This window comes from Actinocorallia herbida, assembly GCF_003751225.1.
Classification (GTDB): Bacteria; Actinomycetota; Actinomycetes; order Streptosporangiales; family Streptosporangiaceae; genus Actinocorallia; species Actinocorallia herbida.
The window spans coordinates 8,852,183-8,868,853 of sequence record NZ_RJKE01000001.1 but is presented as its reverse complement, the minus strand read 5'-3'; the positions used below and the strand labels follow the sequence as shown (position 1 = coordinate 8,868,853).

15 protein-coding genes are annotated in these 16,671 nt (G+C 71.1%); 10 read left to right on the top strand and 5 right to left on the bottom strand.

Annotated elements, in window-relative coordinates:
• Positions 1-6: 6 nt before the first annotated feature.
• Both EDD29_RS40345 and EDD29_RS40340 read right to left on the bottom strand, forming a co-directional pair.
• Complete coding sequence (locus tag EDD29_RS40345; protein WP_123669416.1) at positions 7-1,440, bottom strand: hypothetical protein; 1,434 nt, start codon at positions 1,438-1,440, stop codon at positions 7-9.
• Positions 1,441-1,444: 4 nt separating this feature from the next.
• A complete protein-coding gene (locus tag EDD29_RS40340; protein WP_123669415.1) occupies positions 1,445-2,227 on the bottom strand; it encodes a sporulation protein in 783 nt (260 codons plus the stop codon).
• A 235-nt stretch (positions 2,228-2,462) separates the two neighbouring features.
• On the opposite strand from EDD29_RS40340, the gene EDD29_RS40335 reads away from it, so the two are divergent.
• The gene (locus tag EDD29_RS40335) at positions 2,463-4,295 is read left to right on the top strand and encodes an acyl-CoA dehydrogenase (RefSeq protein WP_123669414.1); all 1,833 of its coding nucleotides are present in this window, start codon (positions 2,463-2,465) and stop codon (positions 4,293-4,295) included.
• A gap of 82 nt (positions 4,296-4,377) precedes the next feature.
• Here the strand turns inward: EDD29_RS40335 and EDD29_RS40330 are convergent, their stop codons facing one another.
• Both EDD29_RS40330 and EDD29_RS40325 read right to left on the bottom strand, forming a co-directional pair.
• Positions 4,378-5,388: a zinc-binding dehydrogenase gene (locus EDD29_RS40330; protein WP_246053255.1), complete on the bottom strand. Its 1,011-nt coding sequence runs from the start codon at positions 5,386-5,388 to the stop codon at positions 4,378-4,380.
• 207 nt (positions 5,389-5,595) lie between these two features.
• Complete coding sequence (locus EDD29_RS40325) at positions 5,596-6,189, bottom strand: TetR/AcrR family transcriptional regulator (protein ID WP_123669412.1); 594 nt, start codon at positions 6,187-6,189, stop codon at positions 5,596-5,598.
• A 101-nt stretch (positions 6,190-6,290) separates the two neighbouring features.
• Here EDD29_RS40325 and EDD29_RS40320 point away from each other — a divergent pair, with 101 nt between their 5' ends.
• The 5 genes from EDD29_RS40320 (at position 6,291) to EDD29_RS40305 (ending at position 11,006) form a co-directional block, all read left to right on the top strand.
• Positions 6,291-6,923 (top strand): NAD(P)-dependent oxidoreductase, encoded by a 633-nt coding sequence (locus EDD29_RS40320; protein WP_123669411.1) that lies wholly within the window; start codon positions 6,291-6,293, stop codon positions 6,921-6,923.
• Between the two features lie 72 nt (positions 6,924-6,995).
• A complete protein-coding gene (locus EDD29_RS45090; RefSeq protein WP_148086255.1) occupies positions 6,996-7,295 on the top strand; it encodes a DUF6458 family protein in 300 nt (99 codons plus the stop codon).
• Between the two features lie 81 nt (positions 7,296-7,376).
• The gene (pdhA, locus tag EDD29_RS40315) at positions 7,377-8,492 is read left to right on the top strand and encodes a pyruvate dehydrogenase (acetyl-transferring) E1 component subunit alpha (protein WP_211360152.1); all 1,116 of its coding nucleotides are present in this window, start codon (positions 7,377-7,379) and stop codon (positions 8,490-8,492) included.
• Positions 8,485-9,495 (top strand): alpha-ketoacid dehydrogenase subunit beta, encoded by a 1,011-nt coding sequence (locus EDD29_RS40310; protein ID WP_123669409.1) that lies wholly within the window; start codon positions 8,485-8,487, stop codon positions 9,493-9,495. The genes pdhA and EDD29_RS40310 overlap by 8 nt, the downstream gene beginning before the upstream one ends.
• On the top strand, positions 9,489-11,006 hold the full coding sequence (locus EDD29_RS40305; protein ID WP_123670993.1) for a dihydrolipoamide acetyltransferase family protein: 1,518 nt from the start codon (positions 9,489-9,491) through the stop codon (positions 11,004-11,006). Before EDD29_RS40310 ends, EDD29_RS40305 begins: the two co-directional genes overlap by 7 nt.
• Before the next feature lie 60 nt (positions 11,007-11,066).
• Here the strand turns inward: EDD29_RS40305 and EDD29_RS40300 are convergent, their stop codons facing one another.
• Positions 11,067-12,677, bottom strand: coding sequence for a hypothetical protein (locus EDD29_RS40300; RefSeq protein ID WP_123669408.1), 1,611 nt, complete (start codon positions 12,675-12,677; stop codon positions 11,067-11,069).
• A 122-nt stretch (positions 12,678-12,799) separates the two neighbouring features.
• On the opposite strand from EDD29_RS40300, the gene purS reads away from it, so the two are divergent.
• From purS to purL, 4 genes are all read left to right on the top strand, one after another.
• Positions 12,800-13,042 (top strand): phosphoribosylformylglycinamidine synthase subunit PurS, encoded by a 243-nt coding sequence (gene purS / locus EDD29_RS40295; RefSeq protein ID WP_123669407.1) that lies wholly within the window; start codon positions 12,800-12,802, stop codon positions 13,040-13,042.
• Positions 13,043-13,220: 178 nt separating this feature from the next.
• Positions 13,221-13,619, top strand: coding sequence for an ATP-binding protein (locus EDD29_RS40290; protein ID WP_246053254.1), 399 nt, complete (start codon positions 13,221-13,223; stop codon positions 13,617-13,619).
• Positions 13,620-13,678: 59 nt separating this feature from the next.
• Positions 13,679-14,353 (top strand): phosphoribosylformylglycinamidine synthase subunit PurQ, encoded by a 675-nt coding sequence (gene purQ, locus EDD29_RS40285; RefSeq protein WP_123669406.1) that lies wholly within the window; start codon positions 13,679-13,681, stop codon positions 14,351-14,353.
• Positions 14,350-16,662, top strand: a complete 2,313-nt coding sequence (purL, locus tag EDD29_RS40280) for a phosphoribosylformylglycinamidine synthase subunit PurL (protein ID WP_123669405.1) — start codon at positions 14,350-14,352, stop codon at positions 16,660-16,662. The genes purQ and purL overlap by 4 nt, the downstream gene beginning before the upstream one ends.
• The last annotated feature ends 9 nt before the right edge of the window (positions 16,663-16,671 follow it).

The following is a 16,671-nucleotide window of genomic DNA, read 5'->3' as shown; positions in this document are numbered from 1 at the left end:
CCCCCTTCATGCGGGTCGCAGAACCCTTGTCACCCCGGCGATGAGCGCCGTCGCGAGAATCCACCCCGAACCGATGATTGCGTAAGCCGCCCACTGGGTCCACCCCACCGGATCCCACGCGCCGCGCAGGCCGAACGCGCCGATCGGAATGAGGAGATCTACGACGTAGATCAGGGACTGGAAGTCGGGGAGCTCCGCGGGCTCCTTGAGGGGACGGGGCGGGATCAGCGAGAAGATCGTGGTGCCCGCGGCGACGATCACGGCGAGCCAGGCCGCGGCGAGCCAGGGCCGGTAGCCGTAGCCGACCGTGTAGTCCAGCAGCGCGCCCCATGCGCGGGTGTGCAGCGGCTGGGAGCGCCTGCGGCGGCGGAACTTCATCAGCTGGGCACGCCGCGCGAGGTCCTCGCGGCCGTCCCGCAGCGCCCAGGCGGAGAGCTGCTCGTAAGGCTGGGCCCGGAAGCCGTCGGGGTCGCGGTTGACCCAATCGAGCCGCTGGTCCGGATCGCCGACGCGCAGGGACTCGTAGACGAGCCCGTCGAGCCGCAACTGCGCGGGCCATACCTCGGTCCGGTCGAGCAGCACCCCGATCCGGGCGTAGGACATCGAGACGATGCCCTCGATCGGCTCGGCGGGGGTGAGGATGAGCTCTGCGATGTCGGAATGGGAGAGCTGGACCGCCAGGCGGTCCGGTGAGCTGAGGCGGGCGGCCCGGTCGAAGGAGACGGTCCCCTCGACGCGGGCTCCGCGCAACTTGACGGTCCCCTCCGCCTGGAAACCGTGCGAGCACTCCAGTGCGTCGGTGACGACGATGTTCTGCCCGTCGAGCGCGAGCCTGCCGGGGTTGATCAGCTCGGCGCCCTCCAGGAACACGCCGCCGTTGATCCGAGATCCGGCGAGTCGCACTCCGCCCTCGATCCGGGCGTTCCTGGCGAAGAGCCCCGCTTCGATCGCCATGCCGCTCGCGAAGACGGCGAAGGCGGCGTCCTGCGCGGTGATCTGCGCCTCGTTGAGGATGAGCCCGCCCGCGAGCTGGGCCCTGCGGAGCTGGAGCTGGCCGTTGATCACCGTCCGGGTGAAGCGCAGTGCCGCCTCGGTGCGCAGGCCGGTGCCCTGGAATCCGGGCAGCACGCAGTCGAGGAACATGAGCTTTTTGATGCGGGTGTTGCCGAACAGCGGCGTGGCGTCGAAGACGCACGATTCGAGCCGCATCTGGCAGTCGACGTCGCCCGCGGTGAGGTCGAGCTCGTCGGTGATCAGCGCGCCGCGCAACCGGACGGCGGGGATGTGGCCGTCTTCGGACGGCACCGCACCGAGCAGCAGCCGGGCGATCACCGCCGCCCTGACCTCGCGGTCGGGGCGGCCGGTGAGATCGACGCGGTCGCCGCGCGGGTAGGCGTCCCACAGCTCCTGTTCGGCGCTGGTCAGGGGGCCTCCCGGCAAGGGGCTAGAACCAGCCGCGCTTGCGGCCGGCCTGCTGGAGCAGGCCGTCGAGGTGCTGCTCCCAGTCGGTGTTCTCGAAGCCCTGGTTGGGGACGGTGAAGCGCAGGAAGGTGTCGTGGCCCTCGCCGAACACGGTGCGCTTGTCCAGCTCCAGGACGACCTCGGTGCTCGCCGGGTTGCTGACGAACGTCACCTCGAGCTGCTTGAAGGAGCCCGAGTAGCGGGCGCCCGGGTAGAACTCGATCTCCTGGTAGAAGGGCAGGAGCTGGTTGACGCCGTAGATACGGCCCTTCTCGCAGTCGGCGTTGCGGAACTGGAAGCCGAGGTTGGAGAAGGCGGCGAGGACGCGCTCCTGCGCGGGCAGCGGGTGCACCGCGATCGGGTCGAGGTCGGTGGCGTCGACGGCCCGGGCGACCTCGAGTTCGGTGGCGACGCCGACGGTGGTGCCGCGCAGGGGCTGGCCGTACATGTGGGTGAGCGGGGTCTCCCACGGCACTTCGAGCTGGAACGGGAAGCTGTGGCGGACGCCGGGCTGGAGCTGGAAGCGGCCGGAGAGGTGGGCCTTGGCGTACTTCTCGTTCTGCGAGTACTCGCTGTCGCCGCTCTCGACCTCGACCCGGGTCACCAGCGCGACGTTGATGCCGAGGATGTCGGCCTCGCGCTCGCCGCCGATGAGGTGGATGTCGCCGCTGACGATCCCGCCAGGCCGGACGTTGGAGTCCCGCAGGATCGTCTCGATCGAGGGGCCGCCGACTCCGAGCGCACCGAGAAGCTTCTTGAAGACCACTGTGTCGTCTCTCCTAGGTAGTTGCGGGGGGTCCCGTCAAACTCTCTCCTTTTAGTCGTTCGAGGCATGCGTTACGTTCCTGATGATCTACCCCCATGCAGTGTGGTATGAGTCACACCCGAACGGGGTTCGCCCCAAGGCTTGTCACCGGTTACCGACGGGTAGCATCATGGTAGTTACTAACCGGTAGAGCGGGCCGAGGGGCACCGCCGACGAGCTAGACGGGGTGTCACCCATGGGGCACTACAAGGCCAACCTTCGGGACATCGAGTTCAACCTCTTCGAGGTGTTCAACCGCCAGGACGTCCTGGGCACGGGCCCGTTCGCAGACGTGGACGAGGACACCGCGCGGAGCATCCTCGACGAGGTCAACCGCCTCACCACGGGCCCGGTAGCCGAGTCCTTCGAGGACGCCGACAGGCACCCGCCCGTCTTCGACCCCGCCACCGGTGAGGTCAAGATGCCCGAGTCGTTCAAGAAGTCCTACAAGGCGTGGATGGACGCCGAGTGGTTCCGCCTGGACCTCGGCCCCGAGCTGGGCGGCACCAACGCGCCGCGGTCGCTGAACTGGGCGGTCGCCGAGCACGTCCTGGGTGCCAACCCGGCCGTCTACATGTTCTCCTCCGGCCCCGGCTTCGCCCAGATCCTCTTCAACGAGGGCAACGAGGAGCAGCGCAAGTTCGCGCAGCTCGCCGTGGACCGCCAGTGGGGCGCGACCATGGTGCTGACCGAGCCCGACGCCGGCTCCGACGTGGGCGCGGGCCGTGCCAAGGCGATCCAGCAGCCCGACGGCACCTGGCACATCGAGGGCGTGAAGCGCTTCATCACCTCGGCCGAGCACGACATGTCCGAGAACATCTACCACCTGGTGCTGGCCCGCCCCGAGGGCGCCGGCCCCGGCACCAAGGGACTGTCGCTGTTCCTCGTGCCGAAGTACCACGTGGACGTGGAGACCGGCGAGCTCGGCGAGCGCAACGGCGTCTACGTCACCAACGTCGAGAAGAAGATGGGCCTCAAGGTCTCCACGACCTGCGAGCTCACCTTCGGCGAGAAGCACCCGGCCATCGGCACCCTCGTCGGCGACAAGCACGACGGCATCCGCCAGATGTTCCTGGTCATCGAGTACGCCCGGATGATGGTCGGCACCAAGGCCATCGCCACCCTCTCGACCGGATACCTGAACGCGCTGGAGTACGCCAAGGAGCGCGTCCAGGGCGCGGACCTGACCCAGCAGACCAACAAGGCCGCCCCGCGCGTCACGATCACCCACCACCCGGACGTGCGCCGCTCGCTGCTCACCCAGAAGGCCTACGCCGAGGGCATGCGCGCGCTGGTCACGCTTACCGCGACCTACCAGGACGCGGTCCAGATCGCCAAGCACGAGGGCCGCCACGACGAGCTGGCCGAGAAGCTGAACGATCTGCTCCTGCCGCTGGTCAAGGGCTTCGGCTCCGAGCGCTCCTACGCGCTGCTGGGCGCCGAGTCCCTCCAGACCCTCGGCGGCTCGGGCTTCCTCCAGGACTACCCGATCGAGCAGTACATCCGGGACTCCAAGATCGACACCCTCTACGAGGGCACCACCGCGATCCAGGGCCTCGACCTGTTCTTCCGCAAGATCCTCCGCGACCAGGGCGCGACCCTGAACGTGCTCGCGAACGAGATCAAGGAGTTCGCGGCCTCCGAGTCCGGCAACGGCCGGCTCAAGGCCGAGCGGGCGCTCCTGGCCCAGGCCGTCGCGGACACCGAGGGCATCATCGGCGCCATGGTGAACGCGGCCCTCGGCTCGCTGGAGAACCCGAAGGAGGTCTACAAGGTCGGGCTGAACAGCACCCGCCTCCTCCTGGCCCTCGGCGACACCGTGGTCTCCTGGCTGCTGCTGCGCCAGGCCACCATCGCCCTGGAGAAGCTGTCCGGCGACGTCTCCGCCGCCGACCGCGACTTCTACACCGGCAAGGTCGCCGCGGCCCAGTTCTTCGCCGCGAACGTCCTGCCCCGCATCACCTCCGACCGCCTCATGGCCGAGAACACCACCCTCGACGTCATGGACCTCCCGGAGTCGGCCTTCTGAGCCGCCTGACCAGTTCCCGCTGAGGGAACCGTCCGCCCCCGCCGATCGCCCTCGGCGGGGGCGGCCGCGTTCCCGGCCCCGGTCAGGGCAGCAGGAGGGTCTTGCCGACGGTGGCGCGGGCCTCGATCGCGGCGTGGGCGGCGGCGGCCTCGGCGAGCGGGAACGTCTGCCCGACCGTCACCAGGAGCCTTCCGGCGGAGGCGAGGGCGAGGGCTTCCGCGACGAGCGGGAACAGCTGCTCGGGGGTCCTGCCGATCGCGAAGAGCGGCACGATCTCCTTGCCGTGCACGGCGTTCTCGTCCAGGTCGGCGAGGCGGCCTCCGGCGGCGCCGTGCCGCACGTATCGGCCGCCCGCGCGGGTGAGCGGGAGGAGTTCCGCGGTGACGGAGGCGCCGACCCCGTCGAAGACGACGTCCAAGCCATCGGGGGCCAGGTCGCGCAGGCGTCCGGCCCAGCCGTCGCCGCGGTACTCGACGGCCGCGTGGGCGCCGAGGGCGACGGCGTGCGCGAGTTTGGCCTCTGACCCGGCGAGCGCGATCACCCGGGTGCCCGAGGCCGCCGCGAGCTGCACGAGCAGTCCGCCGACGCCGCCCGCGGCCGCCGTGACGACGACGGTCTCCCCGGCCCGCGCCTTTCCCGACCGGTGCACGCCGAGCGCGGTCCGGCCGTCGCCGAGCAGCGCGGTCGCCTCGGCCATGGTCAGCCCACCCGGGACGCGGTGCAGGTCGGTGTCCCGGGCCAGGGCGAACTCCGCGTAACCCCCCGAACCTCCCGTCACGCTGACGACCCGGGCACCGCGCCAGCCCGGATCCACGCCCGCGCCCACCTTGTCGACGACGCCGCCGACCCCGTTCCCCGGCACGTACGGGAACGCCATGCGCGGCCCGAACGGCCGACCCGCCCGGAGCGCGGTGTCGAGGAACGCCACGTTCGCGCACGCGACCGAGATCCGCACCTGTCCCGGTCCCGGCCACGGATCGGGCACGCGCCGCACGCGCAGCGTCCCTGGCCCGCCCGGCCCTTCGGCGACCACGGCCCGCACGACGGCTCCCTCCCCTGGCGCGCCCGCGATCCCGCCATCGGGATCGGGCACCGGAGGCCGACGCTAGGCCGCCCGCACGTCACGCGGGAACCACCCGGGCCGCACGGTAAGCGTGCATCCCGGGCACTCCGCGCACACCACCCGCTGATCAGGGGAGGGGCGGGCTGACGGCTCGGCGCGGGCCCTGGACGGGCGTGTTCAGCCCGGCTCGGAAGACCGGGCGAGGGGGCGACGGTCGAAGGCGCGCCGCTCGGGGCGTCAGGCGGGCGGGGACGGAGGGAGGAGGGGGTGGATGAGGGTCTTGGTGAGGGCCGACGCGACGGTGCGGGGGATGGGAAGGAGGTCGGGGCCTTCGGCGTAATAGCGGAGGAAGGCCTCCTGGAAGCACGCGCCGACGAGCAGTGAGGCGGCGGCGGCCGGGTCGGCGGTCTCGGCGAGCCTGCCGCGCGCCCGCTCGGCCTCCAGGTAGGCGGAGAGCGCGGTGACGGGGCGGTCGGGGCCGCCGCCGTGCCGGGCCATCGAGGCGCGGTGGGAGGCCATGCGCTGCGGGTCGGCCAGCAGCGCGCCGAGCATCGGGATCGACTGCCGGTAGAAGTCGAGGTAGGCGTGCGCGAGATCGGTGAGGGTCTCCGCCAGGTCGCCCTCGCCGGGGCGCAGCGCCACCCGGGACGGGCCGGGGAGCCGCTCCTCCAGGACGGCCAGCAGCAGCCGCTCCTTGTCGCCGAAGTACTTGTACAGCGTCGGCTCCGAGACCTCCGACGCCAGCGCGATCTCCTTGGTCGTCGCCTGCGCGATGCCGCGCGTGCGCAGGATCCGCGCGGCGGCGTCCAGGATCCGCTCCCTTGTGCCCATGCCTTCTCCCTCGCCGCCTTCGCCGTGCTCCCTTGACAGGTTAGCGAACACTAGCCCACGATGAAGCTAGTGTTCACTAGCCCCTGTTGAGGAGGGCGGACATGGATCTGACGATGTTCGGAGCGACCGGCCGCACCGGTCGCCATCTCGTCCGTGCGGCGCTCGCCGCGGGCCACCGGGTCACCGCCGTGGTGCGCGACCCGGCCCGCCTGGAGACCGCCGCGCACCCCCTGCTGGAGGTCGTGACGGCCGACCCGCTGGACCCTGCGGCCATCGAGGACGCGGTCGCCGGACGCGACGCGGTCCTGTCCGCGCTCGGGGCGAGCGACCGGACGTCGGCCGCGGTCTGCGGGCCCGCCGCCCGGTCGATCATCGCGGCGATGCGCGCGGGCGGCACGCGCAGGCTGGTCTTCGTCACCGCGAGCGGCCACGTCGTCGACGCGGGGGACGGTCTCGCGACCCGCCGGATCGTCAAACCGCTGGTCGGCCGCTTCCTGGCCGGCCCGTTCGCCGACTTCGCGGACGCCGAGCGGGAGATCAGGGCAAGTGGCCTGGACTGGACGATCGTCCGCCCGCCGCGCCTCACCGACGGCCCCGCCAAGCCCTATCGGACCGCCGTCGACCGAAACGTCCGCGGCGGCCTCAGCCTGTCCCGGACCGACCTGGCCCGCGCCGTCCTCGCCGCCGCCGCAGACCCCGCGACGGCCGGCCACACCGTGGCCGCGGGGTACTGACGCGGGTCCGCGGGAGCACCGGGTGTGACCGAAGTGTCATCGGGTGGCGCAGATTGGACGGGTGGAGCGATCATGGATCTTGTGAGGGTGGGTACAGAGGCTTTACCGAAGGCGGATGTTCGCGCGAGAGGGGTCCGGCCGGTGGGTTTTGGTGTTGCGATCTTCATCATCACGCTTGGCGCAATTTTGAAGTTCGCGGTGAACGCGGACCTGGGGCCGGTGGACCTGAACGCGATCGGGGTGATCCTGATGATCGTCGGGATCGTCTCCTTCCTGTTGCAGTTCGTGTTCGCGCGGCAGCTCGGAAGTGACGGACCGAGGAGGGTGAACGGGCCCGCGGGACGGGACACCTCCCACGACGGCGACGACTGAGGAAAAACCCCGTGCGCCGCCCCGTCTCAAGGACTGAGACGGGGTCGGGCGGGTAGGTCTCCTTCAAGGAAGGAGGCGGCCGTGACAGTAGACGCGCACACCGCCCGGGACGCCGAACTCGTCCAGCTCCTGACCCCCGAAGGCGAGCGGCTGGAACATCCCGATTACCCCTTGAACCTTTCCGACCAGCAGCTGCGCGAGCTGTATCGGGACCTGGTGATCGTGCGGGCCCTCGACCTCGAGTCCGTCGCGCTGACCCGGCGGGGCGAGCTGGGCCTGTGGCCCTCGCTCCTCGGCCAGGAGGCCGCGCAGATCGGATCGGGCCGTGCGCTGGGTGCCGCGGACATGGTGTTCCCCACCTATCGCGAACACGGGGTCGCGTACTGCCGAGGGCTGCCCTGGCTGGACATCCTCAAGCTGTTCCGCGGCGTCAACCACGCCGGGTGGGACCCGAAGGAGTTCGGTTTCCACCTCTACACGATCGTCATCGGCAGCCAGACCCTGCACGCCACCGGCTACGCGATGGGCATCCAGCGCGACGCCCACGCGATCGCCGAGAAGGGCGAGACGGCCATCGGCGACGCGGCCCTCGCGTACTTCGGGGACGGGGCCACCTCGCAGGGCGACGTCAACGAGTCCTTCGTCTGGGCGGCGGTCTACAACGCGCCGCTCGTGTTCTTCTGCCAGAACAACCAGTGGGCGATCTCCGAGCCTCTGGAGCGGCAGACGCGGATCCCCCTCTACCGGCGCGCTCAGGGGTTCGGCTTCCCTGGCGTGCGGGTGGACGGCAACGACGTCCTGGCCTGCCTCGCCGTCACCCGCCGCGCCTTGGACCGTGCCCGGACGGGCGAAGGCCCCTCGCTGATCGAGGCGTTCACCTACCGGATGGGCGCGCACACCACCACCGACGACCCCACCCGCTACCGGCACTCCGACGAGCTGGAGGCCTGGAAGCTGAAGGACCCCATCGCCCGGGTGAAGGCCTACCTTTCGCGGACGGGCCTGGCCAACGCGGCGTTCTTCGAGGAGGTCGAGGCCCAGGTGGCCGAGGCCGTCGTGGAGTTGCGCGCCGCCTGCCTCGCCCTGCCCGATCCGCCGCCCCAGGCGATCTTCCAGCATGTCTACGCGGCCCCGCACAGGCTGCTGGAAGAAGAGCAGGCGGCTTACGAGACCTACCTGGCGGGTTTCCATGACTGAGGTAACGGCACCGCAGACACAGGCCCGAGAGGCCGGGACACAGACGCTGACGATGGCCAAGGCGTTGAACGCGGGGCTGCGGCGGGCCATGGAGGACGACGCCAAAGTCGTCCTGATGGGCGAGGACATAGGCAAGCTCGGAGGGGTCTTCCGCATAACGGACGGCCTCCAACGGGATTTCGGCGAGGGAAGGGTGATCGACACGCCCCTCGCCGAGTCCGGGATCGTCGGGACGGCCATCGGCATGGCCCTGCGCGGGTACCGGCCGGTCTGCGAGATCCAGTTCGACGGGTTCGTCTTCCCCGCGGCCGACCAGATCATCACCCAGCTCGCCAAGATGCGGCTGCGCTCCCTCGGCAAGGTCGAGCTGCCCGTCGTGGTGCGCATCCCGTGCGGGGGAGGGATCGGCGCGGTCGAGCACCACAGCGAGTCGCCCGAGGCCTATTTCGCGCACACCGCGGGCCTGCGCGTGGTGGCGTGCGCGAATCCGGTCGACGCCTACTGGATGATCCAGCAGGCGATCGCCTGTCCGGACCCGGTGATCTTCTTTGAGCCGAAGCGGAGGTACTGGGACAAGGCGGTGGTCGATCCCGAGGTTCCGGCGGCTCCGATGGGCGATGCCCGGGTCGTCAGGGAAGGTACGGACGCGACGCTGCTGGCGTACGGGCCGATGGTGAAGACCTGTCTGGAGGCCGCGGAAGCCGACGAGCGGTCTTTGGAGGTCGTGGACCTGCGCTCCCTTTCGCCGCTGGACACCGAGACGCTCTTCGCGTCGGTGCGCAAGACCGGAAGATGCGTGGTCGTCCATGAGGCGCCCGTCTTCGGCGGCCTTGGCGGGGAGATCGCGGCGCGCGTCACGGAGTCCTGCTTCTACCACCTGGAAGCGCCGGTCCTTCGCGTCGGCGGCTTCGCGACGCCTTATCCGGCCTCCCGGCTGGAGGACCACTACCTCCCCGACCTCGATCGGATTCTCGACGCGGTGGATCGGACGTGCGCATGGTGAAGTACTTCAACCTGCCCGACGTGGGAGAGGGCCTGACCGAGGCGGACATCGTCCGCTGGCACGTCGCGCCGGGCGACAGGGTCGAGGTCAACCAGACCATCGTGGAGATCGAGACGGCAAAGGCGATCGTCGAGCTTCCGTCCCCGTTCGCCGGAGTCGTCCGGGAGTTGCTTGCCGAGGAGGGCCAGACCGTCGACGTCGGGGTGCCGATCATCGGGATAGAGGAGGCCGGGGCCGAGCCGCCGGCGGGCCCGCCCGCGCAGAGCCCGCCCGCCGAGGCCGGGCCCGCGACGGGCCAGGCGCCGCCCGCGCGGACGCCCGTGCTCGTGGGGTACGGGGTGAAACCGGGCGCGACGCAGCGGCGGCCGCGCAAGAACGGACCCGCCTCCGGACGGCCCGGGGGCGGTTCCGCGCGGCCCGCCGCGCCGCGCCCGGGCGAACCCGCCGCCTACGCGAGCGGCCAGGACGCGGGAGGCCGGGGCTCGGGAGGGCAGGGCTCGGCAGGACAGGGTTCGGGAGGACAACAGGGTTCGGGAGGACAGGGCGAGGCGCTGGCCGTGCGGCTCGGCCGCGCGGAGGCGGCCACGGGCCGCGCACTGGCCAAGCCGCCGGTGCGCAAGCTCGCGAAGGACCTCGGCGTGGACCTCGCGACGGTCGACGGCACCGGCCCGCACGGCTCGGTGACCCGCGACGACGTGCGGGCCGCCGCGTCCGCCCCGGTGCCCGCGCCCGTCCGCGAGGAGGCCCCTGCCGCCCCCGCACCCCCGACCGCCCCCGTCGTACCCGTGGAGGCGCCGGAGGCCGCTGGAGGGGCGCGCATCCCCGTGAAGGGGGTGCGCAAGGCGATGGCCGCGGCCATGGTCTCCTCGGCCTTCACGGCCCCGCACGTCACCGAGTTCCTCCAGGTGGACGTCACGCGGACGGTGCGGACGGTCGAGAAGCTGCGCGATCTTCCGGAGTTCGGCGAGATCCATTTCAGTCCGATGCTGCTCGTGGCCCGCGCGCTCCTGGTGTCGCTGCGCAGGCATCCCCTCGCCAACGCCGCTTGGACGGAGGACGGCCACGGCGCCGAGATCGTGGTGCCGGAGCACGTGAACCTCGGGATCGCGGTCGCCACCGACCGGGGCCTGCTCGTGCCGAACGTCAAGGGGGCCGACACGCTGCCGCTGCCCGACCTGGCCGCGGCGCTCGCGGACCTCGCCGCGCGCTCGCGCGCGGGCAAGGCGACGCCCGAGGACCTCGCGGGCGGGACGGTCACGCTCACCAACGTCGGCGTCTTCGGCGTGGACGCGGGCACCCCGATCCTCACCCCGGGCGAGACCGCCATCCTCGCCGTGGGCGCCATCCGGGACACCCCTTGGGTGCACAAGGGCAAGGTCAAGCCGCGCAAGGTCGCCACCCTCGCGCTCTCCTTCGACCACCGCGTCCTGGACGGCGCGACGGGCTCGGCGGTCCTCCGCGAGGTGGGCGCCCTCCTGGAGGACCCGTTCCGCCTCCTGGCGGGCTCATGAGCCGGCCCGGTGCCCGGCCGGCTCGCGTAGGGCCACGCGGGTAGGCGGCCCGCTCTCGGCTCACTCGCGGGACAAGGCCCGGGTGGCGCCTGCGGCGACGGTGAGGCCGAGGACCAGCCCTGCGGCGACCAGGACGTTCGCCACCCACTGGGAGGGTCCCTCGGGGGAGAAGAGGGCCTCCTGGCCCAGGGAGCCCAGGGGGAGGAGGAGGTCGAGAGTGTAGAAGAACGCGTTGAAGTGGGGGTTCTGGTCTGGGTCGAGTTCTTCGGGGCGCTTCAGGCTGAACATCACGGTTCCGGCGGCCAGGAGGGCGCCGAGCCAGGCGAGCGCGCGAAAGGGCCGGTACCCGTAGCCGACCAGGATGTCCTGGAGGTAGCCGAACATGCGGTGCAGCACCGACTGGGTCTTGCGCCGGTCCCGCTGCTTGGCGAGCTGGACCGACCTGCCCTCGGCGTCCAGGCCGAGCGTCTTGTAGGTGGCGGCCAGACGCTCGTAGGGCTGCGGCTGGTAGCCGTCCCGGTCCCTGCGGATCCAGTTGAGCCGGGCCTTGGCGTTGAGCGGCGGGTCGAGGGTCTCGTAGGCGAGTCCGTCGAGCTGGAGCGAGTTCGCCCAGGTCATGGAGTCGTCCCGGAGGACGCCTATCCGGGCGTAGGAGAGGTCCACGACCCCGTCGACGGGTACGGCGGGCCGCAGCAGGAGTTCCTCGGCCGACAGCCGCTGGACGCTCAGGGCGACCTTGTCGGGGTTGGCCAGCCGGGCGCCCTTGAAGCTGAGCTGGCCGCCGATCTTGGCCCCCGCGAAGCTCGCCTCGCCGATGCACGTGAAGTCGTCGGAGCAGTAGACGTCGGTGTCGACGTTGAGGTCGTCGGCGTTGAGCGCCCTTCCGGCGTTGGTGATCCGGGCGCCCACCAGCGACAGGTAGCCGCCGATGCGGGCGCCGCGGAGCCGGACCTCGCCTTCCGCCACGAACCCTTCGTCGCAGAAGACGTTCGCCGCAACGTCCAGGCGGGACGCGTACAGGGCGGGACGGCCGGGATTGCGCAGCGTCGCGTCACGGAAGATGAGCTGGCCGCCGATGCGTGCGCCCGGCAGCCGGACCTCGCCCTCGGCGCGGAACCCCCGGTCGCAGTAGACGTTGGCCTCCACCTGGAGCCTGTCTCCGAGCAGGGCGTCGCCGCCGGGCACGGGGAGCTGGACGCCGCTCAGGTTGAGGATGCCGCTGATGTGCGCCCCGTCCAGCCAGAGGCCGCCCTGGAAGACGCTGCCTTCCAGCCACAGGTGCCCGTCCACGCGGGTGCCCGAGGCGATCAGGCCGGGCAGCCGGCACTGGATCAGGTGGATCGACTGCGTCTGCGCCCAGTACAGCCGCGGCGGCTCGGCGAACGCGCACGCCGTCAGGGACAGCGGGACGTTCACCTGCGCGTGGCCGAGGTCGAGCAGGTCGGTGATGTAGGCGCCGCTGAGGCGCACCGCGGGCACCCGGCCCGGCTCCGCCTCCCGCGCTCCGGTGAGAAGCGCCACGATGACCTCGGCCCTGACCCGCCGGTGCGGCCCCCACTGGCCCGCCTGCTCGGTGGGCTCAAGGCCGCTGGACGACAGGTCCACGGGCTCTCCCGTGGCGAAGGCTTCCCAGACGCGGCGTTCCGCGGGGGTGAGGTCCGAGAGGTCCAAGGAGGCTCCTGGGGGGCAGTGCGGTGGGGGTGCCGTACGCTTTTCGGTGCGGTCCAACCGCATGAATACCAAAGCTACGGATCAGGTGCGGGCACGGCGCCCGTGCGAGGGGGGAACCACAAGTGGCCCGAGTGGTCGTCGACGTCATGCTCAAGCCGGAGATCCTGGACCCGCAGGGCCAGGCCATCGCGCGCAAGCTCCCGCAGCTCGGCTTCGAGGGCGTCGCCGCGGTCCGGCAGGGCAAGCGGTTCGAGATCGAGGTCGACGGCCCGGTCGACGAGGCCGCCCTGGAGCGGGTCCGCAAGATCGCCGAAACGCTGCTCGCGAACCCGGTGATCGAGAACTTCGAAGTGCACGCGGAATAAACGCAGAACGAACGTCAAGTGCGTCACAAGGCGTTGTTCCGTTCCAACAATACCTAAATCAAAGAATCACCATGGTCGCGATTACACCAGAGGGCGCGGGGAAGTGTTAGCTTCGTCCGAGTTTTCCGAGGTGGGCCTGGTGGACATGAAGTTCTCACTCGCATTGCCACGAGAGGCGATGAGTGTTCCCGTCATCCGTCGCGTGCTCGGTGACGCGCTGCGCGGGCTTGGGGTGTCCGAGGACTGCATCGACGACATACTGGTCGCCGCGTCGGAGGCGTGCACCAATGTGGTGCGGCATTCCACGACCGTCGAGTACGAGGTGGACGGCACCATCGACGACGAGAACTGCGTGCTGTGGATCACCGATCACGGCACCGGGATGCGGCGTCCGGCGGAGACGGGGGAACTCGCCGAATCAGGGCGGGGCATGAACATCATGCGCGCCCTCGTCGACGACCTGACCCTCGACGCGCGGCCCGACGGCGTCCGCGTGGCCATGCGCAAACGGCTGACCTGGCATGACGAGGCACTCATGCGCCGCCTCGAATCCGAACTGGTCCACAGCGCCCGGTAAATTGGGCGTGAGACGGCAGGCCCTGACCTGGGCGGCCGCGGACACCCAATGGAGTGCAGATGGCCCGGGTGGGCGTCATCACTTTTCCCGGATCGCTCGACGACCGGGACGCGCAGCGCGCCGTACGCATCGCCGGGGGTGAACCCGTAGCACTGTGGCACGCATCCACGTCCCTGGAGGGCGTGGACGCGGTCGTGCTGCCGGGCGGGTTCTCCTACGGCGACTACCTGCGCGCGGGCGCCATCGCCCGCTTCGCTCCGCTGATGGCGGAGTTGATCCCGGCCGCGCAGGCGGGACTTCCGGTGCTCGGCATCTGCAACGGCTTCCAGGTCCTCGCCGAGGCGCACCTGCTGCCGGGGGCGCTGATGCCGAACGCGGGCGGCCACTTCGTGTGCCGCGACCAGCGGCTGCGGATAGAGAACGCCGAGACCTCCTGGACGTCCGAGTTCGCCAAGGGCCAGGAGATCGTGGTCCCGCTGAAGAACATGGACGGAAGGTTCACCGCCTCCGCGGAGACCGTCGCCGAACTGGAGGCCGAGGGCCGGGTGATCGCCCGCTACGTGGACGTCAACCCCAACGGCTCCCTGAACGACATCGCCGGCGTCACCAACGAGGCGGGCAACGTCGTCGGGCTGATGCCGCATCCCGAGCACGCCGTGGAGTCCCTGACCGGCCCGACCACCGACGGGCTCGGCTTCTTCACCTCGATCGTCAAGGGCCTGATCAACGCATGAGCGAAGTGACCGAGCTGACCCCCGAACCGACCCCCGGGCCGGACGACACCGCCCCTGGCCTGCCGCGCACCGACAGCGTCGCGCGCGCCGAGGCCAGCCCTGAGCATCCCCAGCCCTACAAGGAGTTGGGGATGAACGACGAGGAGTACGGCCGCGTCCGCGACATCCTCGGCCGCCGCCCGACCGCGTCGGAGCTGGCGATCTACTCGGTGATGTGGTCGGAGCACTGCTCCTACAAGAGCTCCAAGATGTATCTGCGCCAGTTCGGCGAGAAGGCGCCCAAGACCGACGCGCTGCTCGTCGGCATGGGCGAGAACGCCGGTGTGGTCGACGTCGGCCAGGGCTGGGCGGTGACCTTCAAGGTCGAGTCGCACAACCACCCGTCGTTCGTCGAGCCCTACCAGGGCGCCGCGACCGGCGTCGGCGGCATCGTCCGCGACATCATCTCGATGGGCGCGCGCCCGGTGGCCGTCATGGACTCCCTGCGCCTCGGCGCGGCCGACGCCCCCGACACCCGGCGGGTCCTGCCCGGCGTGGTGAGCGGCATCGGCGGCTACGGCAACTCCCTCGGCCTGCCGAACGTCGGCGGCGAGACCGTCTTCGACCCGTGCTACCAGGACAACCCCCTGGTCAACGCGCTGTGCATCGGCGTGCTGCGGCACGAGGACATCCACCGCGCGTCCGCCGAGGGCGCCGGGAACCTGGTCATCCTGTACGGCGCCTACACCGGCCCCGACGGCATCGGCGGCGCGTCCGTCCTCGCCTCGGCGACCTTCGACGATGAGTCCCAGGCCAAGCGGCCCTCGGTCCAGGTCGGCGACCCGTTCATGGAGAAGCTGCTCATCGAGTGCTCCCTCGAGCTGTTCCAGGCGGGGCTCGTCGAGGGCATCCAGGACCTGGGCGCCGCGGGCGTCTCCTGCGCCACCACCGAGCTCGCCGCGGGCGGCTCGGGCGGCATGGCGGTCAAGCTCGACGCGGTCCCGCTGCGCGACCCGAATCTCCTCCCCGAGGAGATCCTGATGAGCGAGTCGCAGGAACGCATGATGGCGGTCGTCACACCCGCGAACGCCGCGGCGTTCATGGCCGTGTGCGCGAAGTACGAGGTGCCCGCGACCGTCATCGGCGAGGTCACCGACACCGGCCGTCTGGTGATGACCTGGCACGACGAGGTCATCGTCGACATCCCGCCGCGCACCGCCGCGCACGACGGCCCGGTGTACGAGCGCCCCGTCGCGGTCCCCGCCGACCAGGCGGCCCTCCAGGCCGACTCGCCGGCGAAGCTGCCCCGGCCGTCGAACCGGGACGAGCTGCGCAAGACCGTCCTGTGGCTGGCGGGTTCCCCGAACCTCGCCTCCAAGGACTGGGTGACCTCCCAGTACGACCGCTACGTCCTCGGCAACACCGTGCTCGCGCAGCCGGAGAACGCGGGCGTGATCCGGCTCGACGACGAGACCGGCCTGGGCGTCGCGCTGTCCCTGGACGGCAACGGTCGCTACACCCGCCTCGACCCGTACGCGGGCGCGCAGCTCGCGCTGTCGGAGGCGTACCGGAACGTGGCGGCGACCGGCGCGCAGCCGCTCGCGGTCACCAACTGCCTGAACTTCGGCTCGCCGGAGGACCCGGGCGTCATGTGGCAGTTCGCGCGGGCCACCGAGGGCCTCGCCGACGCCTGCCTGATGCTCGGCATCCCGGTGACGGGCGGCAACGTCAGCTTCTACAACCAGACGAACGACGTGCCGATCAACCCGACCCCGGTCATCGGCGTGCTCGGCGTGCACCAGGACGTCCGGCGGCGCACCGCGATGGCGTTCGCGGCCGAGGGCCACAAGCTCGTCCTGCTCGGCACGACCCTCGACGAGTTCGGCGGGTCGGAGTGGGCGCACGTGCTCTACGGGCACCTCGGCGGCACGCCGCCGAAGGTGAACCTGCCCGCCGAGGCGGCGCTGGGCTCGGTGCTGGTCACCTCCGCGCAGGAGGGCCTGCTGTCGGGCGCCCACGACGTCTCCGACGGCGGCCTGTCCCAGGCGCTGGTCGAGGCGTCGCTTCGCGGCGGCCTCGGCGTGCGCGTGGCCTTCCAGGGCGACCCGTTCGTCGAGCTGTTCTCGGAGTCGGTGGCGCGCGCCGTCGTCGCGGTGCGGCCCGAGGCCGAGGCCAGGTTCGTGGACATCTGCGCCCAGGCGGGCGTGCCGTTCACCACGATCGGCGTCGTGGGCGGCGACTCCTACACCGTCGACGGGGCCTTCACGATCCCGCTGCACGAGCTGCGCGAGGCGCACACCCGGACGATCCCGGCCCTGATGGAGCAGTGACGTCCTGAC